Source organism: Parasaccharibacter sp. TMW 2.1891, from assembly GCF_023337675.1.
GTDB classification, from domain to species: domain Bacteria; phylum Pseudomonadota; class Alphaproteobacteria; order Acetobacterales; family Acetobacteraceae; genus Bombella; species Bombella apis.
This window is the reverse complement of the sequence record NZ_QORT01000001.1, coordinates 109,165-135,261: the sequence shown is the minus strand read 5'-3', so window position 1 is coordinate 135,261 and position 26,097 is coordinate 109,165. Positions and strand designations below refer to the sequence as shown.

Annotated in this window: 18 protein-coding genes; 7 read left to right on the top strand and 11 right to left on the bottom strand. The window is 61.7% G+C overall.

The genetic code is table 11. The features are described 5' to 3' along the window. Positions 1–15: 15 nt before the first annotated feature. Positions 16–2,490 (top strand): heavy metal translocating P-type ATPase, encoded by a 2,475-nt coding sequence (locus DTJ15_RS00565; protein WP_249109198.1) that lies wholly within the window; start codon positions 16–18, stop codon positions 2,488–2,490. Positions 2,491–2,539: 49 nt separating this feature from the next. Here the strand turns inward: DTJ15_RS00565 and DTJ15_RS00560 are convergent, their stop codons facing one another. Together DTJ15_RS00560 and DTJ15_RS00555 are read right to left on the bottom strand one after the other, a co-directional pair. Then, positions 2,540–3,742: an amino acid aminotransferase gene (locus DTJ15_RS00560; protein WP_103765776.1), complete on the bottom strand. Its 1,203-nt coding sequence runs from the start codon at positions 3,740–3,742 to the stop codon at positions 2,540–2,542. Between the two features lie 8 nt (positions 3,743–3,750). Then, positions 3,751–5,454 carry an alpha-keto acid decarboxylase family protein gene (locus tag DTJ15_RS00555; protein WP_249109196.1) on the bottom strand — a complete coding sequence of 568 codons (1,704 nt, stop codon included), beginning with the start codon at positions 5,452–5,454 and terminating at the stop codon, positions 3,751–3,753. Positions 5,455–5,611: 157 nt separating this feature from the next. Between DTJ15_RS00555 and DTJ15_RS00550 the strand changes: the two genes are divergently transcribed. From DTJ15_RS00550 to DTJ15_RS00535, 4 genes are all read left to right on the top strand, one after another. Continuing rightward, a complete protein-coding gene (locus tag DTJ15_RS00550; RefSeq protein WP_227431405.1) occupies positions 5,612–6,088 on the top strand; it encodes an Lrp/AsnC family transcriptional regulator in 477 nt (158 codons plus the stop codon). Between the two features lie 208 nt (positions 6,089–6,296). Continuing rightward, positions 6,297–7,175, top strand: a complete 879-nt coding sequence (gene accD, locus DTJ15_RS00545) for an acetyl-CoA carboxylase, carboxyltransferase subunit beta (RefSeq protein WP_081563350.1) — start codon at positions 6,297–6,299, stop codon at positions 7,173–7,175. 94 nt (positions 7,176–7,269) lie between these two features. Next, entirely contained in the window at positions 7,270–8,607 is a 1,338-nt protein-coding gene (locus DTJ15_RS00540) for a folylpolyglutamate synthase/dihydrofolate synthase family protein (protein ID WP_086431743.1), read from the top strand. Positions 8,608–8,756: 149 nt separating this feature from the next. Next, a complete protein-coding gene (locus tag DTJ15_RS00535; protein ID WP_227431429.1) occupies positions 8,757–10,214 on the top strand; it encodes a replicative DNA helicase in 1,458 nt (485 codons plus the stop codon). Positions 10,215–10,253: 39 nt separating this feature from the next. Here DTJ15_RS00535 and DTJ15_RS00530 read toward each other — a convergent pair whose 3' ends face one another. From DTJ15_RS00530 to rph, 9 genes are all read right to left on the bottom strand, one after another. Continuing rightward, positions 10,254–11,231, bottom strand: coding sequence for a DMT family transporter (locus tag DTJ15_RS00530; RefSeq protein WP_052348948.1), 978 nt, complete (start codon positions 11,229–11,231; stop codon positions 10,254–10,256). A 124-nt stretch (positions 11,232–11,355) separates the two neighbouring features. Beyond that, the gene (locus DTJ15_RS00525; RefSeq protein ID WP_193599767.1) at positions 11,356–13,605 is read right to left on the bottom strand and encodes a TonB-dependent receptor domain-containing protein; all 2,250 of its coding nucleotides are present in this window, start codon (positions 13,603–13,605) and stop codon (positions 11,356–11,358) included. 131 nt (positions 13,606–13,736) lie between these two features. Next, positions 13,737–14,501 (bottom strand): sulfite exporter TauE/SafE family protein, encoded by a 765-nt coding sequence (locus DTJ15_RS00520; protein WP_043558721.1) that lies wholly within the window; start codon positions 14,499–14,501, stop codon positions 13,737–13,739. 160 nt (positions 14,502–14,661) lie between these two features. Continuing rightward, on the bottom strand, positions 14,662–16,533 hold the full coding sequence (cysC, locus tag DTJ15_RS00515; RefSeq protein ID WP_043558723.1) for an adenylyl-sulfate kinase: 1,872 nt from the start codon (positions 16,531–16,533) through the stop codon (positions 14,662–14,664). A 13-nt stretch (positions 16,534–16,546) separates the two neighbouring features. Beyond that, positions 16,547–17,341 (bottom strand): sulfate adenylyltransferase subunit CysD, encoded by a 795-nt coding sequence (cysD, locus tag DTJ15_RS00510; protein ID WP_043558821.1) that lies wholly within the window; start codon positions 17,339–17,341, stop codon positions 16,547–16,549. A gap of 65 nt (positions 17,342–17,406) precedes the next feature. Continuing rightward, positions 17,407–18,180: a phosphoadenylyl-sulfate reductase gene (locus tag DTJ15_RS00505; RefSeq protein ID WP_081562500.1), complete on the bottom strand. Its 774-nt coding sequence runs from the start codon at positions 18,178–18,180 to the stop codon at positions 17,407–17,409. 223 nt (positions 18,181–18,403) lie between these two features. Further along, complete coding sequence (locus tag DTJ15_RS00500; RefSeq protein WP_249109194.1) at positions 18,404–20,023, bottom strand: alginate export family protein; 1,620 nt, start codon at positions 20,021–20,023, stop codon at positions 18,404–18,406. Positions 20,024–20,295: 272 nt separating this feature from the next. Continuing rightward, positions 20,296–20,916, bottom strand: a complete 621-nt coding sequence (gene rdgB / locus DTJ15_RS00495; RefSeq protein ID WP_249109601.1) for an RdgB/HAM1 family non-canonical purine NTP pyrophosphatase — start codon at positions 20,914–20,916, stop codon at positions 20,296–20,298. Continuing rightward, on the bottom strand, positions 20,916–21,638 hold the full coding sequence (gene rph / locus DTJ15_RS00490; RefSeq protein WP_043558726.1) for a ribonuclease PH: 723 nt from the start codon (positions 21,636–21,638) through the stop codon (positions 20,916–20,918). Before rph ends, rdgB begins: the two co-directional genes overlap by 1 nt. Positions 21,639–21,812: 174 nt before the next feature. Here rph and DTJ15_RS00485 point away from each other — a divergent pair, with 174 nt between their 5' ends. Both DTJ15_RS00485 and prfB read left to right on the top strand, forming a co-directional pair. Continuing rightward, on the top strand, positions 21,813–24,371 hold the full coding sequence (locus DTJ15_RS00485) for a penicillin-binding protein 1A (RefSeq protein WP_249109193.1): 2,559 nt from the start codon (positions 21,813–21,815) through the stop codon (positions 24,369–24,371). A 39-nt stretch (positions 24,372–24,410) separates the two neighbouring features. After that, positions 24,411–25,542, top strand: a protein-coding gene (gene prfB, locus DTJ15_RS00480; RefSeq protein ID WP_103765750.1) for a peptide chain release factor 2 whose coding sequence is annotated in 2 segments (ribosomal slippage) — positions 24,411–24,479 and positions 24,481–25,542 — 1,131 coding nt in all. Because the reading frame shifts where the segments join, the coding sequence is not laid out codon by codon here. Positions 25,543–26,097: the final 555 nt, after the last annotated feature.

Genomic DNA, 26,097 nt, shown 5'->3' with positions numbered 1-26,097 from the left:
ATACAGGGGAGCCCCATGCCTGCTTCACCATCATCCCAGACGCTTCCCATAGAAGGGATGAGCTGCGCCTCCTGCTCCGCACGGGTGGAGAAAGCCCTCCGGGCCGTTCCAGGCGTTGAACAGGCCAGCGTCAATCTGGCAACTGCCACGGCCCATGTCACAGGCACGGCCTCCCGCACGGCTCTCATCCAGGCTGTCGAACAGGCCGGGTATGATGTCCCGTCCCCTCCCATCACATTACGCATTGAAGGGATGAGCTGCGCTGCCTGCTCCACACGGGTGGAGAAGAGCCTTCAGGACGTCATTGGCGTCAGGATGGCCAGCGTCAATCTGGCAACCGCCACCGCACAGGTAACCGGGACAGCCACACATCAGGCGCTCATCAGCGCCATCCAGAAAATGGGATTCGCCGCCTCGCTGCTGGAGGGAGAGACAGGGCTGGAAAATGCCCTGACACAGAAACAACGCATGAAGCAGGCCATGAAAACCCAGTGGCGGGACCTGATGATGTCTGCCCTGCTGTGGCTGGCCATTCTGTTCATGACAATGGGACACGGGTTTGGTCTCATTCCACCTGCCATACAGCCCCTGCTGCAATGGGCACTGGCCAGTGTCGCCCTGCTGGGGCCGGGCCGGCGCTTCTACCAGGCCGGGATACCGGCCCTGCTGCGCCGGGCACCAAACATGAACTCACTGGTCGCACTGGGGACTGGGGCCGCCTATCTGTACTCCAGCCTCGTGGTGTTCTGCCCCACCCTGATGCCAGCCGGTACACAGCATCTCTACTTTGACACCATCATGGCCATCCTGACGCTCGTTCTTCTGGGACGCATGATGGAGGCCAGAGCAAAAGGCCGCACATCCGCAGCGCTGGAAAAACTGACCCATCTGCAACCGCAGCATGCCCATCTGCTGACTGAAGGAACATGCCGCATTGTCCCTGTCGCCCAGATACAGACGGGCGACAGGCTTCTTGTCCGCCCCGGCGAGCGGGTTCCACTGGATGGAATCGTACTGGAAGGGGAAAGCCATCTGGATGAATCCCTGCTGACAGGCGAGCCCATGCCAGCCCTCCGGCAGGTCGGCGATACCGTCATCGGCGGGACCATCAACCAGGAAGGAACACTGACGGTCCAGGCCACGGCCACTGGAGCCGACACCATGCTGGCCCGCATCATCAGCATGGTCGCACAGGCCCAGGGTGGCAAACTGCCCATCCAGTCCCTCGTGGACAAAGTGACCCTGTGGTTTGTCCCAGCCATCATTCTGCTGGCCGTGCTGACATTCCTCATCTGGCTGTTTCTGGGCCCTGCCCCGGCGCTGGGCCATGCTCTCGTCAATGCCATTGCCGTACTGATCGCCGCCTGTCCCTGTGCCATGGGCCTCGCCACGCCAACAGCCATCATGGTCGGTACGGGCAAAGCGGCGGAAATGGGCATCCTCTTCCGCAAGGGCGAAGCCCTCCAGACGCTGGAATCCACCACTCTGGTTGCCTTCGACAAGACCGGCACCCTGACGGCCGGCCAGCCCCGGATGACAGAATTCTACCTGCTGGACAAGAACACCTCCGACCATCCTGAGCAGGCCGAGAACACCCTGCTGGCTCTTGCCGCCTCGGTCGAAACGCAGTCCGACCACCCTGTCAGCCGGGCCATCGTCACAGCTGCGCAGGAACGGGACCTGCCTTCCGTAAAGACCCGTCATGCCCGCATCATGCCCGGACTGGGCATAGAAGCGCAGGATGAAGACGGGCAGAGCATCCATCTTGGCAGCCAGGCCTGCATGAGGGCTCTGGGCTTCCATAATGCAGAAGCCAACCGGCTTGCTGCAGAGCTGAGCCAGAAAGGCACGTCCCCCCTCTTCATGGCCCATGGGGGGCAGATCGTGGCCCTCATGGGCGTGGCGGACCCCATCCGCCCCTCCGCCATGAAAGCCGTTGCAGCCCTGCGGGCCCAGAATATACGGACAGCCATGATTACCGGGGACATCGAACCTACAGCCCGGCATATCGCCCGCCTGGCCGGAATCGAGGACGTCATCGCCCAGGTCCTGCCGCATGAAAAAGGTGAGGCCATACGGACCCTTCAGAAGACACACGGTTCCGTGGCCTTCGTGGGCGATGGCATCAATGACGCCCCTGCATTGGCACAGGCTGACACCGGGCTTGCCATCAGCCATGGAACAGATATCGCCATAGAGGCCGCAGACCTCGTCCTGACGGGCGAGAGCCTGATGACCGTGCCCAATGCCCTTGCCCTGTCCCGGGCCACGATGACCATCATACGGCAGAATCTCTTCTGGGCTTTCGCCTACAACATCGTGCTGCTGCCGATTGCCGCAGGGGTGCTCTACCCATTCACTGGCACGCTGCTGTCCCCCCCTTTCGCCGCAGGGGCCATGGCGCTCTCCAGCATCTTCGTGCTCTGCAACACGTTACGGCTGCGACGCCTCCGCACGGTCGTGGAAACCGAGACCAGCACGGAAGTCTGAGACCCTGGCCGGGGGCGGGCCTTCATGCCCTGCCCCCGGCCTCTCCTCCTCACACACCAGCCAGAACGGCGGCCAGAGCCTCCACAACAGGCGGCAGGTTGTGCTCATTCAGCCCCGCCATGCAGACACGGCCACTGCGAAGAACATAGACACCATGCTCCTCCCGCAGACGGTCCACCTGAGCGGGTGACAGCTTCATCATGCTGAACATGCCACGCTGCTTCAGCAGGTACCGGAAATCCTGCCCCGGCAAACGGGCGGAAAGCTGCTCATGAAGCCTCTGGCGCATCACACGGATGCGGGCCCCCATGGCTGCCACTTCCTCCCGCCAGAGCTGCGCCAAGGCCTGATCTCCCAGAACGGCATCCACAAGCTGCGCCCCACGGACGGGCGGACTGGAATAGTTCCGCCGCACCGTGACCTTGAGCTGGCTCAGCACCCGCTCTGCCGCATCACCATCCCGACAGACGACCGACAGGGCCCCGATGCGGTCCCCATACAGGGAAAATATCTTGGAGAACGAATTGCTGAGCAGGAACTCCAGCCCCGCATCCACCATGGCCCGCACGGCATACACGTCTGCCTCCAGCCCATGACCCAGCCCCTGATAGGCAAGGTCCAGAAACGGGATCAGCTTCCGGTCCTTCAGGACAGGGATCAGCTCATCCCACTGGTCAGCCGTCAGATCGGCCCCTGTCGGATTATGGCAGCAGGGATGAAGCAGGACGACATGATGTTCCGGAATCTGGCGGATGCAGGCCATCATGGCCTCAAAATTCACACCGCCCGTTGCCGGGTCAAAATAGGGATAGGCCTGTGTCCTGAAACCGGCTCCGGCAAAAATGGAAATGTGATTTTCCCATGTCGGATCACTGACCCACAGTTCGGCCTGCGGAAAATAGCGGTGCAGGAAATCTGCCCCGACCTTCAGTGCGCCAGACCCACCAAGACTCTGGACCGTGGCGATGCGGCCGGTCTGCACCGGCTCGCTGCCACAGCCAAACAGCAGGTGCTGGACAGCCTGCCTGTAGGAAGCCAGACCTTCCATCGGCAGGTAGAGGTCCGGCCTGTCCTGCTGGCTGGCCAGCCTTTCATGCGCCTTGCGGATGCAGGCCAGCTGCGGGACATGACCTGCCTCATCATAATACAGGCCAATGCTGAGATTGACCTTCTTCACCCGGTCATCCCGCTTGAAGTCCTCCACCAGCGACAGGATGGGATCTCCCGGAGACAGTTCAACAGACTGGAACATGGACTGCTTCATCCTTCTTTCGCACTGGTCTTCATGCTGGCATTGCGCGGGCCCTGCGGGCCGTAATCATAATCCGCCACAACCATGCCAAATCTCTTCAGGGCATCCGGAGCATCCATCTCCGGCAGAAGGACCTCGATGAACACGGCACGGTCGGCCTGTTCTGCCTGTTTCAGGGCCTGCTCCAGATCGCTGACCGTTTCCACCACGAGGGACAGGGCCCTGTCCTCCCGGTCGAACGCCCGGGGCAGGTCAGCATAACGCCAGTTGGCAATGTCGTTGTACCGGGAATGTTCCCCCAGAATCAGGCGCTCGATCGTATAGCCCCTGTTGTTGAGCAGGAAGATGATGGGCTTCTGGTCATGCCGCAGGATGGTGGAGAGCTCCTGCGCTGTCAGCTGGAAGGAACCATCACCGATGAAGAGCAGGTGCCGCCGGTCCGGGCTGCCAAGCTGGGAGCCGAACAGGGCTGGCAGGGTATAGCCGATGGCCCCCCAGATGGGCTGGGAAATGTAATGGCTGTTCCGGGGGAAAGGCGTGCCCAGCAGGGCGGTGTTGCTCGTCCCCGCCTCACCGACCACGACATCCCCTTCCTTCAGGAAACGGGCCACACGGGGCCAGAGGGTCGCATGGGTCAGCCGGTCCGCCGCCTCACCGGGCAGGGACGCAGCAGAATCCGCCGGACGGGCAGGCAGCGTACGGGAAGACGGCGTCACTTGCGCCAGCAGGGCCTCCAGCACGGCCCCGACAGGGGCAGCCGGAATGGACCGGCCTGCAAGGCTCACATCATGGGCCTGAAGATTGATGAACGCCTCCGGGCGGATCTCATGCGTGAAGAAGCCCGTGTTGAGCTCCGTGAAACGCAGGCCGACCCCGATCACGCAGTCTGACTGGCTGACCAGCTCCCTGATGTCCGGGCGGCTGGCCCCACCCACATAGCCACCCAGATAGTAGGGGGCTGTCTCATCCAGCACGGCCTTGGCCGGAGCCGCCGCCACACAGGGGATTGCACAGCGTTCCGCCAGCACAGCAATCTGCCCGGCCACGCCGAAGCGGTCGGCATCGGAATCGAGAATCATCACCGGCGAGCGGGCCGCAGCCAGACGTGTGGCGATGTGCCCGGCCGCCAGGGCCACCTGTTCCGCATCACCCTGCGGAAGGGCAAAACGGAACGGCTCTTCGGGCACCTCGATGTTCAGATGGGTGATGTCGGATGGCAGCTGGAGATGGACAGGCCGCCGCTCCCGCCAGCAGGTCTGGAGGACACGGTCGATTTCTTCCACGGCATTTTCCGGCGTCAGGCGGGCCTGGGCGACCGTATATTCCGCCATGCACCGCCCGATGTTGCCATACCCGCCATCACCCAGCGTATGATGCAGCAGGGCACGCCCCTCGACCGCATGAAGCGGTGGAATCCCGGTGATGTGCACGAACGGAACACGCTCGGCATAGGCCCCGGCAATGCCACTGATGGCCCCGAGGTCACCCACGCCAAAGGTCGTCACCAGGCCGCACAGGCCGGAGGTGCGGGCATAGCCATCGGCGGCATAGGCGGCATTCAGCTCGTTGCAGTTCCCCACGAAGGTCAGGGACGCATCAGCCTCCACCTGCTCCAGAAAAGAAAGGTTGAAATCCCCCGGAACACCGAAAAGATGGCTGATTCCTGCCTCGACGAGGCGGCGGGCCAGATAGGCCCCGATCTGCATGCGCATGAACAAATTCCTAAAACCTGTGAAGAGGGCGTACTCCCGTACAGGCAGAATACCCGCCTCGCACGAAACCCCGTTCGGCCCTCGATCATACTGCAATATATATGCAATCTGTGTGCAAATATGATCTATCATGCCCCCTTCTCCGCACGGATCACGCATGAAAGCGCACATCATGGACCATCTTGACTGGAAGCTCCTGTCCGCCCTGCACCGCAACGGGCGTCTGACCAACCGGGAGCTGGGCGAGGCCATCGGCCTCTCACCGTCCCAGTGTTCCCGCCGCCGACTCCTGCTGGAGAAGGCCGGTGTCATCCGGGGGTACAGTGTCACGCTGGACCAGCAGGCCATGGGGCTGGGCGTGATGGCCTTCGTCCAGGTCATCATGAAGGGCCATGCTGCCGGGGCCTTCGAACGCTTCCAGGCCCTCATAAACAGTACCTCCATGATCCAGGAAGCCCATGCCGTCAGCGGTGATGCCGATTACATCCTCAAGGTCGTGACGAAAGACCTGCCGAGCCTCTCCACTTTCGTTACAGACCAGTTGCTGGCGCATGACACGATCGGCCACGTGAAATCCTACATCGCCCTCCGCCCCCTGAAGACAGACAGCCCTCTACCGCCATTCCAGCCCTGAAAACCCTCCCGCTGGGCAGGAAGTCACACAGCCGGTGAAGAGAAAGCTGGCATCTTCAGGCAAGCCCGGATAAAGTCGCCCGACCATGAAGCCCCCCTTCCGGCCAGTGCCATGGTGCCCCCGTACCGGGATGCACCACTCCGATGGCCCTCCGGCAGGCCCGGGTCCACCTGATGATGCACCACTGCTGGAGAGTGAACAGAACACCATGAGCTGGCTGACCGAACATGTCCGTCCCAAACTGCGGAGCCTGTTACAGAGGGATGTGCCAGACAATCTCTGGACCAACTGTGAATCCTGCTCGCAGATGATGCTCACCAAGGAGCTGGTCCGCAAGAAGAAGGTCTGCCCCCATTGCGGGCACCATATGCGTGCCACAGCCCATGAGCGGATGAAATGGACCTTCGATGATGGCCAGTATACCACCATCGACCTGCCCGCCGTCCCGGCCGACCCGCTGCATTTCCGGGACTCCAAACGCTATACGGACCGCCTGAAAACTGCCCGCTCCAAGGCGGGGCTTGATGATTCCCTGCTTGTCGCCCATGGCAGGATCGACGGGCGGGAAGCCGTCGTGGCCGTCATGGCCTTCGAGTTCATGGCAGGGACGATGGGCAGCGCCCTTGGGGAGGCTTTCCTGACAGCCTGCCGGGAGGCCATCCAGCGCAAGGCACCGCTCATCATCTTCACGGCCTCCGGTGGGGCCCGGATGCAGGAGGGGGTTGTCAGCCTGATGCAGATGCCCCGCACCACCATCGGCGTGGAAATGCTGCGTGAGGCCGGGCTGCCCTATCTGGTAGTCCTCACCAACCCGACGACGGGTGGCGTGTCCGCCTCCTTCGCCATGCTGGGCGACATCCACATCGCTGAACCCAATGCCCTGATCGCCTTCGCCGGCCCCCGTGTCATCCGTGACACGGTGCGTGAGGAACTGCCGGAAGGCTTCCAGCGTTCCGAATATCTGAAAGACCACGGCATGGTGGACATCATTGCCAGCCGTGCCGAACTCCCTGCCCTTCTGGGGCGTCTGATCGGGATGCTGTCCCCCGCCGCCAACGGGGACGCCAAGGCTGCCCGGGCTTCCTGAACGTGTCCCTGCCCTGCTGCCCTGCGGCTGACAGCAGGGCGGGACGATGCCTCTCTCCTGCCGTCCCCCCCTGAGACAACCGGATTACGCAATCATGGCAACAGGCCAGCAGACCAGCACCCCGCAAAGTGAATTCCACGGGCGGACCGGGGCGGTAGTACGCCGCCTCCAGGAACTGCACCCCAAGCTGATCGACCTCTCTCTGGACCGGCTGGAAGTCCTGCTCGCCCGCCTCGGCCATCCTGAACGGTCCCTGCCACCGACCATCCATGTTGCCGGGACCAACGGCAAAGGCAGCACCTGTGCCAATCTGCGAGCCATTGGAGAAGCTGCGGGACTGAAGGTCCATGTCATGACCAGCCCGCACCTGCTGGACGTGACAGAGCGCTTCCGTCTGGCCGGACAGCTTGTCAGTGAAGATCAGCTCGTGGCCACTCTGGAAGAAATTGAACAGGTCAATGATGGAGCCCCCATCACCGTCTTCGAGGTACTGACAGCCGCCGGGTTCCTCCTCTTTTCCCGTGTTCCGGCTGACCTTCTGGTTCTGGAGGTCGGGCTTGGTGGCCGGTTTGATGCCACGAACGTGATCCCCACGGCCCGGGCCTGCATCATTACCTCCATCAGCCTGGACCATCAGGCCTTTCTGGGCGATGATCTGGCAGGCATTGCCCGGGAAAAAGCCGGAATCATCAAGCGGGGCGTGCCGGTCTTCGTGGCTCCACAGCCGGATGATGTCATGGCAGCCATCGCAGAGATTGCCAGAACCCACGAAGCCCCACTTTACCGGCTGGGCCATGAATTCACCATCACGCCGCGACAGGACGGCCTGCTCTATCAGGACGAGGCCGGAAAGCTGACACTGCCTGCTCCAGCCCTGCATGGTCCCCATCAGGCACAGAATTCGGCCCTGGCCGTGGCAGCTCTCCGCCATGCCGGCCTGAACCTGCCAGACACGGCCTTTGCCGGCATTGCCAGCACATGCTGGCCTGCCCGCCTCCAGACGCTGCATGGCACCCTTACCCATGACATGCCCCCAGGCTGGGAACTGCTGCTGGATGGTGGCCACAACCCCGGGGCCGGTACCGTTCTGGCCGATGTTCTCAAAACATGGCAGGACCGGCCCCTGCATCTCATCGTCGGGCTGAAGGACAGCAAGGACGTGCAGGGGTTCCTGCGCCCCCTGATCCCCCATGCCACCTCCATACAGGCTGTGGCGGAAGACGGACAGCACCTGGCCATGCCTGTCCAGACCATTCTGGAAGCCGCAGCGGCGGCAGGCGGCACAGCCCTGCCCGGGCCGGACATACGCACCGCCCTGAAACGCCTGCGTGACAGCGCCAGCCCCACGGACAGACCAGCCCGAGTCCTGATCTGCGGCAGCCTCTATCTGGCAGGCTGCGCCCTGGCGCTGGATGGCGCCTCCCCACACTGAAAGGGGATCACACTTTCCCCCTTCCCCGTCCGCACCCTGCCACTGTGTGGACACACCCCAATGACAGAGCGAAACGGACCAGCATGAGCGACCAGTCCCCTGCCCCCCAACCCAGCCCCGCAGCGGAACCCGGCGGAAGCCTCCATGAAATGCTCCAGCGTGTTCCACCTGCCAACCTGCCAGCGGAGCAGGCCCTTCTGGGGGCCATCCTGACCAACAACAAGGCTTATGAGAGCGTCTCGGACTTCCTGCACCCCTCCCATTTTGCCGATGCCGTCAATGCCCACATCTATGAGATGATCACGCAACGCATCGAGCGTAATGGCGGCAAGGGAGGCGTCGACATCATCACGATGCGGGGCGACTTCGAGGCCAGCCCCATTCTGGCTGCAGCCGGAGGGGCTGACTATGTGGCCAAACTGCTCAATGCCATGGTGGGCATCGTCAATGCCCGTGATTATGGCAAGGTCATCCATGACTGCTGGGTCCGCCGCCAGCTGATCGGCATCGGCACGGACATCGTCAATAACGCTCACGGTGCCCGACCTGATCTGGACGGGCCGGAACAGATTTCCGCTTCGGAAGAAGCCCTCTTCAACCTGGCAACGGACAAGGGACAGGAAGGCGGCTTTCTCGTATTTTCCCAGGCCCTGAAGAAGGCTCTCGACATTGCCGACCAGGCCTACCAGCATACGGGCGACATTGTCGGGCTGACCTCTGGCCTGCGGGATTTCGACAAGAAAACCGGTGGCCTGCACCCGTCCGACCTGCTGATCCTCGCTGGCCGTCCTGCCATGGGCAAGACCGCCCTTGCTACGAAAATCGCCTTCTCCGCAGCGCAGTCCCTCTTGCGGGAGGCAGAAGAAAAAGGTGAGCCACCCCGTGGCAGTGTGGCCATTTTCTCACTGGAAATGTCCTCCGAACAGCTGGCCGCCCGTATCCTCTCCGAACAGGCCGAGGTATCAGGCGAGCGCATCCGCCGTGGCGATGTGGGGCCGAAGGAGTTCGACCGGTTCGTCCGGGTTGCCACGGAGCTGCAACGCCTGCCCCTGCATATTGACGACACACCAGCCATCTCCCTCTCCGCCATGCGGACACGCTGCCGCCGGCTGGCCCGCACACATGGGCTGAACCTCGTGGTGGTGGACTATCTCCAGCTCATGCGCCCGGCCATTGGCACAAGACCGGACAGTCGCGTGCTGGAAATCTCGATGATCACGCAGGGCCTCAAAGCCATCGCCAAAGAGCTGGAAGTGCCCGTCATTGCGCTCTCCCAGCTCTCCCGTCAGGTCGAATCCCGTGACGACAAGCGCCCGATGCTCTCCGACCTGCGTGAATCCGGCTCCATCGAGCAGGATGCCGATGCTGTCATGTTCGTCTATCGTGACGAATATTACCTGCAACAGCGCAAACCCAAGGAAGCCTCCTTCCCCAGTCCGGACAAATACCAGATCGCCCTGGAAGAATGGCAGCGGAAGATGTCGCTCGTCCACAACAAGGCCGAGCTGATTCTGGAGAAGCAGCGCCACGGGCCGACCGGCACTGTCCATCTCTACTTTGAAGGTGAATTCACCCGCTTTGGAGACCTGGATACCTTCCACGAGTAATCCCGGTCACCGGGGCCTGTCACGAGGCCCCGCTTCCCCTCACTCGTGGGGCTTGTCCTCAAGCGGCGGGGTGATGACGGCAGCAGGAGTGGCGGCAATGACCTCCGGTGTAGGCTTGCGCCGCCACCACCAGCCACGATGCAGCATCTTCTCGAAACGGATCTTCTGCCGCAGCCAGTTCAACATTCCGGACAGGGTAACGACAGCAATGCCTATACCATCCCACATGTCCACGGGCTGGTTGAAAATGAAGTAGCTGAAAGCCACGATCCAGGCCATCTGGCTGTATTGCGGCAGGGCCACACGATTGGCCGGGGCAATGGAGGCGGCCAGCATGAGCAGCAGCTGCCCGGCTGCGGCCAGAAACCCGTAGCCAAACAGCAGCAGCCATTCATTCACCCCATGTGGCACGACAAAATGCTGCACCATCAGGATGCCATCCCCCACCAGCGGCCCGCACAGGCTGGAGCCGTACAGCGTCAGGCGGGATGTTTCCTTGCCCGCAAAACGGTAGGCAATCACGCTGACAGCCGAAGCCATGGCCACCACAATGGCACAGAGATGCCCGAACTGAAGCGCCTTCACACCGGGGCGCAGCACGATCATCACACCTGCAAAACCCAGCAGGACAGACAGCCACGCCCATCCCGTCACCTGTTCCTTGAGGAACAGCACGGAGACGATGGTGACGAAAAACGGCATCAGGAACATCAGGGAGAGGGCTTCTGGCATGGGCAGAAGCATGAAGGCCTCCACACTTCCTGCCGTGGCCACGAAGACCGCCGCCGCCCGCACAAGCCAGAGCCACGGATGACTGGACAACACCAGCGCCCGATAAGACTCATTCGGGCGCTTCAGCAGCGGAACGATCAACAGGCCGAACACACCGCCGAAAAACGCTACCTCGAACGGGTCCAGCCGCCCGGCCAACCCCTTGGAGCAGGCATCACTGATGGAAAAAAACGCATACCCCAGAAAGGCCAGTACGATGCCCGATGTAAAAAGTATCTTCCTCATGCAATCCCTGTCCCTGACACTCCGGCCGCTATGGCGTCATGCCAAGGGTAAGGGCTAACCCACCAAAAAGAAACCACCCAACCATATCTCTACAGGATGGCAGCCCTGTGATGATGTTCCATCGTCACAGGGACAAGGCAACGCCCCCCATCACGCTGCGCCGCAGACCATATTGCGGGGCACCAACACCGACCCCACTGCCATCACGCAACATGTATCGCCGGTCGAACAGGTTGATGACATCCAGCCGCAGCTGCATGGTGTGTCCGCCCAGCCAGGGCATATGCCGTAACGCCTGCACCAGCCCCAGATTGAAGGTGACATATTGCGGCACATGCGCCCCATTGGGGATGGTACCTTCGGCTGTTTCCCTGTCCTTCCGCAGGCCGCTGCCATAAATCATGGTGCCCGAAAACTGGAGGGGATGATTCGTCCCGTGGAAAAAAGCATAGGAGCCACCGGCAGAGGCCGTGATCAGCTGGTCATGATCCAGATGGACCCAGTGATTCCTCATATAATGGAGGTCGTCACTGTCAAAATTCCACTGGGCTGACGTAATCTCCTTGCCCGTGGCCCGTGACACCGCCAGATTGCCGTAGAGGGTCAGGGGGCCCGTGCTGTAATCAGTCGTCAGCTCCACACCACGGACACGGCCCCGGTGATAATTGAACGCTGTCAGAATGACAGGGGCGCCGAACTGCCCTTCATCAATCAGGTTTTTCGCCTGCTTCCAGTACGCATCCAGCCCGACATGCCAATGGCGTGTCAGCTGCTGCATGAAGCCGACATCATAATAATTGGCCCGCTCCGCCTTCACACGATCATTCTGATAGTTGGCCGGTGCGGCGGATGTCCCCTCAAAACGGTCCAGAGATGTCGTGCCAATCGTCTCGAAAGGCGGAGGTGTCAGATAACGTGCATATCCCACATGAAACCGCCCGCCATGCCATGGTGTCCAGACCAGCGACACACGGGGGCTGAGCTGGTGGGCATGAACATATTCCTCCACACCATCAAACCGTACCCCTCCATTGAAGACAAGAGACCGTGCAAGGTGCCATTCATCCTGGAGATAGACCCCGTACAAAGCACCCGTCTTGCCCGATGAATCATGCACTTTCACGGTCTGGGGGCTGACAGTCCCTTCTTCATCAACCGGATAGACCAGTGAGCTGCTCTTGCTCACAGCACGCTCGCCATAAGCCTGCACACCTCCCCGCACGGTATGCGTGCGATTGACGTGCCATGTCACATCACTCTGCACACCGCTGGAAAACACCGACCGGGCTGCCTGCTGGGCAAGACCGTTATAGACAAGGTCCCCCACCCAGTCGGGTGAGTAGCGCATGGAACTATACCGCAGGATGGCGGATGTCTGGGCACTGACCTTCTCATGGTCTTCCTGCCAGGAGAGGATGGCGAAATCCGTGATCTGCTGCTGGTGTTCATCCAGATGGCTGCTGTCTGGCGCATCCTCCTGCACAGGCCGATTGTCCGCCTTGAAAAGCGGCGTGGCAAACTGGTGCTGCTGGCCGGGATTGTTGGGCAGCTGGTACCAGGCATTGGAAAGCCCCGCCGTCAGGCTGAAGCGTGTCTCTGGCCGGAGAGTATACCGCAGATGCCCCAGAACATGATACTGGTTGGAGAGGTCGTGAATGGCATTGTAACTGGGGGTCGTGTTCTCGATCCCCACCCGATTGTGAACGGCATCTGCCGTGATGAAGCCATCCCACTGCCCCCAATGCCCGCCATACTGGATGGCAGGCTGCACATAGTCCCGCACGCCACCATAACCGGAGAGGGTTCCGCCTTCATCCGACACGCCGTTCTTCGTCTGGATGTCGATCACACCGGCCTGCCGGAAGCCGTACTCCGCTGGCAGGACACCGGTCGTCAGGCTCATGGAATGGGCAAAGCGGGTCATCAGAGCCTGCCCGAAAACGCTCACACCTTCCGGCAGGGCCACACCATCCAGCCGAAACTGGACATCATTATGATCTCCCCGGATGTGAATCTGCCCGTAACTGTCCTGCGCCACGCCGGGAGCCTGCAACAGGATGCTGTTCAGCGGGGCATTGTCGGCACCGGGATTGGCCTCGATGGCCTTGCGGGAAAAATTCGTCTGCGTGGCCCCGATGGCAGGCTGAAGAGCCGCACGGGCCTGATCCAGCCGCCGGGCCGTGACGTGAATATGCTCCTCCCTGCTGTCCACCTTACGGACAGACCCATCCCCCCCATTCTGGGGCTGGTCTCCCGTGGATGTGACTGACGGCTTCCCGCCCGTCTCCACATCACCAGCCTGGGCTGCCTGAGACAGCGTGCCAGACGCCACCAGGGCCAACACCGCATAAATGGCTCCACCCCGTCCCATCATCACCATGATGTTCTCCAGTCCTCGTCATGCTGGTCTGATTGTTCATCGCAAGTTATGTTATAACATAACATATGTGAAGCCATTCTTTTCCGGTGCCTATAAAAAAGGCCGGGACATGTCCCGGCCTTTCCTCAGATCATCTTCACGCCAATCAGCAACAACAGAGTTCCCAGAATGAGCCGCTGCCAGCGTTCCGGGCATCGCCCGGCGCAATGGGTGCCAAGCCAGATGCCCGGTAAGGAGCCACTCAGCAGGAGCAGCAGGGTCGGCACCATGACGTCCCCTTCCACCCAGTGGCCTGCACCGGCAATCAGTGTCAGGGGGATGGCATGGGCAATGTCGATGGCCACGAGTTCACGCAGGGGCAGGGTCGGATACAGCATCACCAGCACGGCCATGCCGATGGCCCCGGCCCCGACGGAGGACAGGCTGACCATGCAGCCCAGCACGAAACCCAGCACGACCGTCAGAACCCGTGACTGTACCGGTCCCCCCAGCTGATGCCGCAGCACCCACGCTTTAAGCGTCGGACGGAACAGGATGGCCGGGGCCGTCACCAGCAGGCAGATGCCCAGCGACAGGCGGATGACATGCGCCATCTCCTGCGGCGACCCCAGATGCCGCAGCCAGAGCAGAGCCACCGCCACACCGGGGAGGCTGCCTGCCATCATCCACAGCACGATGGACCAGCGTACCGGCCCGCACCGCCTGTGCAGGACTGTCCCGAACAGTTTCGTCACGGCGGCATAGACGAGGTCCGTCCCCACGGCAGCCTTGGGGTGGATCCCACACAGCAGGATGAGCAGCGGCGTCATCAGCGATCCGCCACCCACGCCTGTCATGCCGACCAGAAACCCGACCAATGCGCCGGAGATGACATAAGCCAGATGCCCCATCACCTTATCCTTCTCCCAGAACGGAAAGAGCCTTTTTCAGACAAAGCCTCCCCCACCGGCATTTTCCTGCTGGAAAAACCGGGTTCCTGTTCCATGTTCTTTCAGAAACCGGGACCCGCCGGGCCTCACCTCATGGAGGAAGGCCCGGCAGAACCGTCTGTCAGCGCACGACCTTATGAACGGCGTCCGTCAGGTGCCGTACGCTCCGGGCCACGTCACCATCACCGGGGACGACAACATCCGGCTTTTCCGGTGCTTCATAAGCCGAAGACACACCCGTAAACTCGGCAATCCGGCCTTCTTCCGCCTGAGCATACAGGCCCTTCGGGTCACGGCGGCGGCACAGTTCGGGGGCCGTATCCACAAAGACCTCGTGCCAGTCTTCCCCGATGATCGCCTTGGCCATCGCCCGGTCCCGGATGAGCGGAGAGACCAGAGCCACCAGCACGATCTGCCCGGCATCCGCCAGAATACGGGCCACATGGGCCACACGGCGGATATTCTCCCGCCGGTCTTCCGGCGAGAAGCCAAGATCGCTGCACAGGCCGGAGCGAACCGTATCGCCATCCAGCACGGTGACATGCAGCCCCTCACGGCTGAGGGCCTCCTCGGCATGGCGGGCGATGGTGCTCTTTCCGGCACCGGGCAGACCGGTCATCCAGAACACGGCTCGACCATGCCCCCGCAGACCAGCCCGGACGGCATCACTCACGCCGCTGGCTGTCGGATGGATGGCCTTGGCTCCCTCCGGCAGGGCCGCCGGACCGATCAACGGGGCACCGCCAACGATCTTCTGATGGCGGTCCACCAGAACACCACGCCCGTCCGGCATTCCCGGCGCAAAGGGATCGAAGAGGATGTTGCGGGCCACGGCGAGGGTGATCTCGGCAAAGCCATCCGGTGGCACCTCATCCGCCGGACTCAGGCTGAGATCATCAAGGTCCACCACGGCATCAATGGAAGCCACGGTGACATCATGTTCTGCCGTGGCCAGACGCAGCCGGAAACTCTCCCCCACACGCAGCGGCTCACCACGCAGCCAGAACAGCCGTGTCCTGAGACGGGCGGCCTTCAGCGGGGCTGCGGCTTCATCACCGGCAGGGAACAGCAGGTCCCCACGATCCGGCACCAGATCAGGCTCCAGCCGCAGGGCGATGGATTCACCAGCTCCGGCCACAGGATGATGCGGAGCATGCCAGCGGCAGACCTCGGCCACGGTGGCCTCCTGCCCCTGCCCGCCAATTTCCAGCCGGTCTCCTTCCCGCACCGTGCCACGCTCGATGCGTCCCGCCACATAGCGGATGCCCTCGAAACGATACACGTCCTGCACCGGCATACGGAATGGCAGGGCATGACGGGATGCCGGAGGCTGGATGAGAGACAGGGCCTCCAGCAGGGTCGGCCCCCTGTACCAGTCGGCCTTTTCAGAACGTGTGGCGATATTGTCGCCATCCCGTGCCGAGGCCGGAATGACCTGGTTGACGTTGATCTCCAGCCGCCCCAGCAGCTGACGGATGTCACCTTCCACCTGCTTCAGTCTGGCTTCATCAAACCCGATGCTGTCGGCCTTGTTCAGCAGGACGATCACATGATTGATGCCGATGAGCCGCAGCAGCATGGCGTGGCGGCGTGTCTGCTCCCGCACACCCTCGGCGGCATCCACCACCAGCACGGCGGCCTCGGCATCGGCAGCACCGGTAATCATGTTGCGCAGGAACTGCCGATGGCCCGGCGCATCCACGATGACGAAATCCCGGCCATCCAGCTGGAACGGAATGCGGGTGGAATCCACCGTCACACCCTGATCCCGCTCGATCTGGAGGGAATCGAGCAGGAAGCTCCACTCCACGGCCAGACCACGCTTCCGGCTGCTTTCCACGATCTGGACGAGGCGGCCATCCGGCAGGCTGTCCGTATCATACAGAAGGCGGCCAATCAGGGTGGATTTGCCGTGATCCACATGGCCCACGATCACGATCGGCGTGCTGACACCGTGACGGACCTGCGATGATGGTGAATGAGTCTGTGTCATCGAAAAAGTCCCCTCACAGATAACCGGCAACACGGAGACGCTCGAAGGCATCTTCCGATTCATGATCCATGGCACGGCCCGCACGCTCGGAGGTACGGCTTGTCTCCAGCTCGGCAATCACTTCCGCCACGGTGGAGGCATTGCTCTCGATCGGGCTGGTGATGTCCTGATCGCCCAGTGAGCGATAACGCTTGCCATCCTTTGCAAAATAGAGGTCCACGAGCGGAATCTTCTCACGCTCGATGTACCGCCAGATGTCCAGCTCCCGCCACGCCAGCAGCGGATGGACACGGACATGCATCCCCTCCTCGTAAGGCGTGGCGTACTGGTCCCAGAATTCCGGTGGCTGGTTGCGGACATCCCACTGGTGACCGGCACCACGGGGACTGAAGACACGCTCCTTGGCACGGGTGGCCTGCTCATCACGCCGGATGCCCGCAACAACACCCCGGAATTTGTGCTGGTCGATCAGGTTTGCCAGACCAGCCGTCTTGCGGGCCGCAGACCGGGCCGCCGGTGGCAGGGAGGGGTCCATGTCCTCGACCGGGGGACACTCCCCGAGAACAAGGTCCAGATTCCACTTTTTGACGTACTCATCCCGGAAGGCATACATCTCCGGAAATTTCTTGCCCGTATCCACATGCATGACAGGAAAAGGCACATGCCCCATGAAGGCCTTGCGGGCCAGCCAGACCATCACGTTGCTGTCCTTGCCCAGTGACCAGAGCAGGGCCAGGGGCTTCAGCTTGCGGTAGGCCTCCCGCAGGATGAAGATGCTCTGGGCCTCAAGCTGGTCCAGACCATCCATGATATGTGCGTCTTCCAGAGCCATGACTGCTCCCTTTCCTTCCTGATGGGCCATGCGGCCCGGTCTTATCGTGCGGGCCGCTCTGCAATCAGGGCAGCGGCTGAGATTTCTTCCACATTGGCGTCGGGCGGTGTGGAAACGGGCCGATGCAGGCCACATTCCGTCTTGGCCAGTCCGGCCCAACGTCCGGCACGGCTGTCCTCTCCCGCTCCCACGGGCCTCGTACAGGGTTCACAGCCGATGGAGCGGTAACCCTGCGCCACCAGCGGATGCGGCGGGAGGGCTTTCTCCTCCATGAAACGGGCGATCTGCCCCTCGCTCCAGCCAGCCAGAGGATTCAGCTTCACACTGCCATCCTCCTGCCGTTCCGCCACGGGCAGGGCCGCCCGGGTGGCCGCCTGCATCCGCTTGCGGCCTGTCACCCAGATGTCGAACTCCGGCAGAACCACCTCCAGCGGTTCCACCTTCCGCAGGGCGCAGCAGGCATCGGGGTCGAAAGCCACAAGCTGACCCTCCGGGTCCCGATACTCCACCTCGGCACGGGCAGGGCGCAGGGTGCGGACATCCTCCAGCCCCAGATGACGGGTCAGCTCATCCCGATAGGCCAGCGTTTCCGGGAAATGCCGCTCCGTATCGAGAAAAAAGACAGGCACGGCTCTGTCCTGTGCCGCCACCTGCGCCAGCAGCACGGCAGACTCGGCACCGAAGGAAGAAATCACCGCCACACGGCCCGGAAAACGGGCCAGAACGGAGGACAGTACACGGCCCGTTTCCTCCTCCGAGGCAGCCACGTCTTCCTGCCGGGGCAGGGCCTGGAACTCATCGTCCGATATTGCCATGTGATCTGCTCCCTTCGGAAAATACGATAAGAAAGAAACTAATTACATATTTAACGTGCTTCAATGATGATTTTTGATAAATCATCAATTTTTCAGGATATAAGAATGTCATTATGAGCTTTCCAGAGAATCAGGAAGCCTGACCTCCGGCAGGAAACGGCGGAAAATCGCCTCTGAGACCGCCATTCTTTTTCACAATACTAAATCGTATTTATCAGCGGACTCAGAAACGCAGCGTGAGGGTCGAGAGCATGTAGGTCCCGTTCTTCCCCCCGGCCTGCCTCATGCGATGTGTCAGCAGAATCGCTCCCCCATCAATCTGCCAGTTGACGTGCTGCTGAAGCTGGAACTGCACCTGCCCCTGCGGCTGCAACCCCACGGCCCGCCCGGCCTGCCGCAGCTTCGGCCCTGAAAGGAAAGAAAAGGGCGATGATGAATTATACAGCCCGTCATTCATGCTCTCCCTCCAGAGGTAAGGCACCCGGATACGGATGTTCATGAAAGGCCGGGGTGCGATGCTGGCCAGCGGGCCGGCACTCACGATGTTGGCCCTCGCAATGGTGCGTGTCAGGTCGAACGTTCCATTACGGGGTGAGAACGGGGCCGAGAACGTGCCCACGGTTCCCTCTTTCCGGCGATTGTCTCCTCCGCTGTAAGCCTCCGCCTGCACGCCCAGAAAGGGATGCAGAAAGGATGAGGAATGACGCCAGCCCAGCACGCCCCGCACGGCCCAGGCACTCACGGGACGGCTGGCAATGGATGACGTGCCGGGATGGAACCGTCCCCCCTGATACACGCCCCCCAGCTCATATTCGAAAGACGGTGCCGAACCATACCAGCGGAAGCCACCATTCTGTCGTGTCTGCGTTCCCGCCTCCGACCCTTTGTAACGGGCCACGGCTGCCGTTTTCCCCTCATCACGGAAACCCATCCAGAAGAGGTCCAGAAAGGAATGGACCTGCTCCTCCCCAATGGAAAAAGGCCGCAGGGCGATCCCGACATTCCCCCCATAAAGGCGGGTGCCATCATCAAACCCGCCCCCCATGATGGTATCCCTCGTCACCTGTGTAGCGACAAAATTGTACAGGTCCAGCCTGATCCGGTTCCACAGCGCATAGCCACGGACACCATTCCACGAAAGCGGGACGTTAGGAGTTTCCCGCATGTAGACGAGCCATGAAGGAGCATCGAGAAACTGCTGCCGCCCGACCATCACGCCGGTCTTTGCACCAAACAGTTTACGCTCATACCCGACAAAGAGCTGCTGCACCCCCAGCCTGCGCCGCCATGTCGCATTATAGCCGTAATAGTTCCATCCGGCCGCCTCACCATTGTTCAGCTGCCCGAATATCCGCCAGTGCGGGCCAAGGTGAAGGTCCGCCCCCAGCAGGTTGCGTACCGTAAACCGGCCGGAATGACGCCTGTTCACCGTCCCCAGCATGGGGCTCGACTCATACCAGTTGCGTATCCGGGATTCACCGGAAAGCGACAGCCAGATGCTGCCCGACTCATTGAGGCGGATGGCCTTCAGGGGATCAAGAAAATCCGTGTAATTCCTGGGGTCTTTCTTGCTGCTCCAGTCCTCGGCCCAGGGGGCGACCCCGTAGACACCAACCGGCCCGAACCCGGCAAATTCACCATTCCCCCAGTTGAAGGCTCCCCAGTCTCCCTGATGCCGCTTGCGGGACCGGTTCTCCTCCAGCGTGACACGGCGTGGCTGGCCGATCACCCCGGCTCCCGGCATGGTCTCCACGGCAGGGGGAACCTTTTCAGTGACCTGCGCTTCCGCCTGTCCCAGCCCTGCAGCAACGGACAGTACGGCAAGAACTACCGGGGACCGCAAAAACCTGCCCGTCCGCCCCAACAGGCTGACACACCTCAGAGACAGGTCCGGTCTTTCCTGCATCGTCACTCGCCACGATGGCCTGCCTGTCTGCATGAGCGGCTCACTTATTACTTTAAATAATAGTTATTTTTATTAAATCTCATTTTATTACCTATGTGAAGACGTGAATTAACTTTTCTCTCATCCATCACGTTTCCCATGGCCAAAAAAAAAGATGGGCACAGCCATCAATGGTGCCGTACCCATCCCCTACACAGCCACTATTACAGTCAGGCTACGCACTCTTTCAGAAACTGCTGCATCGCCTGCCCACGATGGCTGAAGCGGTTTTTCTCCGTTTCGGCCATCTCGGCAAACGTGCGGCTTTCTCCTTCAGGAATGAAGATGGGGTCATAACCATGCCCATGCGTCCCTCTCGGTGGCCATGAGACCTGCCCCCGACACTCACCCCGTACGAAGCGATGCGTCCCATCCGGCCATGCCAGACACAGCACCACCACAAACGACGCTGCCTTGTCAGCCGACCCGCTGGCCTGCATCTCCTCATGCACACGGTTCATCGCCAGTGTCATGTCCCGCTGCGGGCCTGCCCAGCGGGCAGAATAGACGCCCGGTCTGCCATCCAATGCCGCCACGCAGAAGCCGGAATCATCGGCCAGTGCCGGCAGGCCCGTTGCCCTGGCAGCGGCTTCCGCCTTGATGAGCGCATTGCCCTTAAAGTCGGCAGCCGTCTCTTCAGGCTCTGGCAAGTTCAGTTCGGCAGCCGAGCGGACCGTGATGCCGCTCTCTGCCAGCAGGAGAGAAAATTCCCGCAGCTTGCCTTCATTGTGACTTGCCAGAACAATCTCACTGTCACGCTCCAGACGGCGGCCAGAATCCTGCCCGCTCATCATGCACCTTCCTTCCTGCGGGCCAGGGCCTCCTTCTGTACGGCGAACAGCTCCTTTGCACCTTTCTGGGCCAGACCAAACAGAATCTGGAATTCTTCAGGCCGGAAGGGTCGTTCTTCTGCCGTACCCTGAATTTCCACGATGCCGCCATCAGCGGTCAGAACGAAATTGGTATCAGCCTGTGCCGTGCTGTCTTCCGCATAATCAAGGTCCAGCACCGGCCCGGCATCCGTCAGCCCGCAGGACACGGCAGCCACCTGCCCCGTCAGCGCCTTCGACTTGCCCATGCCTTCCAGAGCGATGGCCAGAGCCACCCACGCCCCGGTAATGGAGGCACAACGTGTGCCGCCATCGGCGTTCAGCACGTCACAATCCAGCGTGATCATGCACTCGCCCAGAGCCTTGAGGTCCACACAGGCCCGCAGGGAACGGCCGATGAGACGCTGGATCTCCTGCGTGCGGCCGGACTGCTTGCCACGGGCGGCCTCGCGGGAACCACGGGTGTGGGTGGCACGGGGCAGCATCCCATATTCCGCCGTGACCCACCCCTGGCCCTGCCCCCGCAGGAACGGCGGGACCCGTGTCTCGACGGAAGCGGTGCAGAGCACCTCCGTCCCGCCGACACGGATCAGGGCAGACCCTTCCGCATGAGTGGAAAAACCGGTCTCGATGGTAACCGGGCGAAGGGCGTCGTCAGTACGGCCGGAGGGACGTTCGAACATGAAACAGCTTCCTCGAATCTCTTCAGAAAATCCACATGGGCGGGACTGGACCAGCCACCCCATGACAGGGCACCACCATAGGCAGCCCCCGTCCCCTCGGCCATACCCACCCATAAAAAACAGGCAACACTCTGCTTCTTCCCGTTCTTTTGCAGGCCATGTTATAGGGAGGGCATGAAGCGTTCCCCCATGCTGCCAGACAGCCCGCCCTCACCATCCCAGAAGCCCCGTTTCCGCCGCTGGCGGTTTCTGCTGGGGGCTGCCCTTGGCATCGGTACGTTTGGCGTTTCTGCCGTCATTCTCACAGGGGTGGGACTGTATGCCCATCTCAGCGCCAATCTGCCCAGCGTGGACGCTCTCCAGCATTACAAGCCGCCCGTGGTCAGCCGACTGTACACGGCCGATGACCAGCTCATGGCGGAGCTGTCCCACGAGCGGCGCATCTATGTGCCCATCCGGGCCATTCCCCCGCTCGTCCGCAATGCCTTCATTGCGGCGGAGGACCAGAATTTCTATTCCCATGGCGGCGTGGACCCGCTGGCCATGCTGCGGGCGGGCGTGACGGACATCTTCAGCATCCTCACCCATCAGGGCAAACGGCCTCTGGGGGCCTCGACCATCACCCAGCAGGTGGCCAAGGTCATGCTGCTGAACAACAACAGCCTGACCATCGAACGGAAGGTGCGGGAAGCCCTGCTCGCCATGCGGATCGAGCACACGCTTTCCAAGGACCGGATTCTGGAAATCTACCTGAACGGCATCTATCTGGGGAACGGAGCCTACGGGGTCGAGGCGGCGGCGCAGACCTACTTCAACAAGACGCTGGACCAGCTGAGCGATGCCGAGGCGGCGATGCTCGCCAGCATGCCCAAATCCCCCAGCAACTATAATCCGTTCCTCCACCCCAAAGCGGCCATGTGGCGGCGCAACTGGGTGCTGGACCGGATGGGCGAAACCCACGCCATCCCTGCCGATGAAGCCCAGCAGGCCAAGCAGGACCCGCTCGTGCCGCAAGGGCAGGTGCGCTTCGGTCCGCTTGCAGGGTCCGAATGGTTCGCTGCGGAAGTCCGCCGCCAGCTGACATCCCTCTATAATGAGGAACAGACAACGGAAGGCGGGCTGGACGTCCATACCAGCCTCGACCCGCACCTCCAGCAGGTCAGCACGAAACTGCTGCGGGAAGGGCTGATGGCCTATGCCCGCACCCATGAGGGCTGGCACGGGGCTGTCGGCCATCTGGACGGTGACGCCATGGCAGACTGGCAGGGCAGCATGGCCCGGCAGAAAAGTCCGGCTGGCATGCTGTCCACATGGCGTCTGGCCGTCGTCCTCTCCACAACACCAGCACCCCGTGTCGGCTGGGTGAAGGCGCATGAGGCCCACACTGCCACGCTTCGCAAGACAGACGAAACATGGAGCCGCCGCACCCATCCGCTTCAGACGGGTGACCTCGTGATGATCGAGCCGCAGGATGACGGCTCCGCCGCCCTAGAGCAGATTCCGCAGGTGGAAGGGGCGACCGTTACGCTGGATGCCCATACGGGGCGTGTCCTGGCCCTCGTGGGGGGCTGGTCCTTCCAGCAGAGCCAGTTCAACCGTGTCACGCAGGCGCAGCGCCAGCCGGGGTCTTCTTTCAAGCCGCTGGTCTATCTGGCAGCGATGGAACGGGACATTTCCCCCTCCGAAACATTCGATGATTCTCCCATCAGTTTCGGAGACTGGAAGCCGCAGAATTACGAACACGACAACTGGGGCCCCACCACCCTGCATGATGCCCTGCGGGAAAGCCGCAACCTCGTGACCATCCGTGTGGCGGCCCATCTGGGCATGAAGGCCGTCAGCGACATGGCCGTACGGTCCGGCATGGTGGACAACATGCCACCCTACCTGCCCGCTGCCCTCGGGGCCGTGGAGACCACCGTCCTGCGGGAGGCCGGGGCCTATGCGGCCATCGCCAATGGTGGCCACAGCATCACCCCCAGCCTGATCGACTACATCCAGAATCCTGATGGCACCATCATCTGGCGCAACCAGGCCAACCGGCGTACCGTGACAACAGAAAACGGGATGCCCGTCATCCATGATGGCCGTCCGGTCCTGGCCTCGCCGCAGAGTGCCTTCCAGATCACCACCATGATGCGGGATGTCATCGCCCGGGGCACGGGCGTACGGGCTGGCGTGGGAATCGACCGCCCCATCGCCGGGAAGACCGGTACCAGTCAGGACTATCATGATGCCTGGTTCGCCGGGTTCTCTCCCGACACCGTCACCGTGGTATGGATCGGCTATGATGCGCCCCGCAGCCTGGGCAAGAATGAAACAGGCGGCCATCTGGCCGGGCCGATCTGGAACGGCATCATGAAGGCCGTCTTCGCCACCCGGCCCCGGCTGGAGTTCCCCGCACCGGACGGCATCACGCTGGCGGAATATGATACAGGGCGCATCCGTGCCACGGATGCCTTCAAACCGAACCAGATTCCGGGAGCCTCCGTGCCGCTGCATGGTTTCGGAGCCGGGACACAGGCCCTTACCGCTGCTGACACCGGTGCGGACATGATTCCTGATTCCGAGACGGACATGCCCAGCTCCAGCCCGTCCAGCAGTGGTACCATCACCGACCCGCTGGATGGAGCCATGCCCTCACATGCCCCTGCTTCCCTGCCTGCGGCACCGCCCCAGGAGAAAGCAAACCCGGCAGAGGGAGGTGACATTGGCGTCGGTGGTCTATACTAAGGCAGCAACATCAACCTGAAGAAAGCAGGAGAACGCCTGATGTCGGCTGAGACCGAAGCCCTCTCCGAACAGATCAAGCAGTCGGTGGCACTGCTGAGGAGGCATCTTTGACTGGGATGTCGCCAAAACACGCCTTGCCGAACTGAACCATCTCTCTGAAGACCCGGACCTCTGGAACAACCCGGACGCCGCCCAGAAACTGATGCGTGAGCGCACGATGCTCGCCAACCAGATCGAAGGGGTCGAGGCTCTGGAGGCCGACGTGCAGGACACGCTGGACCTTGTCGAGCTGGCCGAGATGGAAAATGACGACACCGTGGTGCAGGAAGGCCTCGCCACCCTGCGCAGCCTCGCCGCCCAGGCCCAGCAGCGTGAGACGGAAAGCCTCCTCTCCGGTGAAGCCGATAGCAATGACTGCTATCTTGAGGTCAATGCCGGTGCTGGCGGTACGGAAGCGCAGGACTGGGCCGAGATGCTGCTGCGGATGTATACCCGCTGGTCCGAAAAGCATGGCTACAAGGTCTCCCTGATGGAAAGCAGTGAAGGGGAACAGGCCGGGCTGAAATCCGCCACGATCCTCGTCAGCGGTCCCAATGCCTATGGCTGGCTGAAGACGGAAGCCGGGGTGCATCGCCTCGTGCGCATCTCCCCCTTCGACTCCGCTGCACGGCGGCAGACCTCCTTTGCCTCCATCTACATCTCACCTGTTGTGGATGATTCCATCGAAATCGAGATCATCGATTCCGACCTGCGTGTGGATACGTTCCGGGCCTCCGGGGCTGGTGGGCAGCACGTCAACAAGACGGACTCCGCCATCCGCATCACCCACATCCCGACAGGTATCGTCGTGGCCTGCCAGACGGACCGGTCCCAGCACCGCAACCGGGCTACGGCCATGGAAATGCTGAAGGCCCGCCTCTATGAGGCCGAACTTCAGAAGCGGGAGGCCGAGGCCTCCGCCGCCGAGGCCGCCAAGACGGACATTGGCTGGGGGCACCAGATACGGTCCTACGTTCTGGCGCCGTATCAGCTCGTCAAGGACCTGCGGACCAACATCGAGAAGGGCAACCCTGATGCTGTGCTCGATGGCGATCTGGATGAGTTCATGGCAGCATCTCTGGCCCAGCGTGTGAGCGCCACACGCTCCGAGGCCAGCGCCACGGCACAGTAAACCCGTCTGACACGGGGGCACTCACCCGGAGCAGACCGTAAGAGAGGGGGCATGACATTCTGGTTCATGTCCCCTCTCTTAATGGTAGCTTTTTCCGCCAATAAAACGATTAAATATCGTATTTAATATCAATCATCAAAAAAAATCTGTTTTTTTCATAAGAAGGACCAACCAAAACAATTCACAGGCCGGGCATCATCACAACCACGAAAAACCTTTCAAAATCGTCCATAAACTGCCGTTTTTCCGGTTTCCTCAAAAAATATCCACAGATGTGCCCCTGTTTATGCACAGGCGATCCTGCGAAAGAGTCGCATGAGAGCCCTTGCATCAAAGGGGCGGCTTGGGCCATTGGTAAAGGAACCGATACGGGAACGTTCCCGTGCTGCTTTGCTGTCTCCCCTTACCGGGCAGGGCCTGACCGCCAGGGACGAAGAGAAGGAATCGGCATGGGGCCGTGCCCGTGATGCGGCACAAGGTTTTTCCCCTCCCCCGTACGGGTACGTCCCGTCTTGTGAGGGTACCAGTCATGCTGGCAGGCCTGCCCTGCCGGGA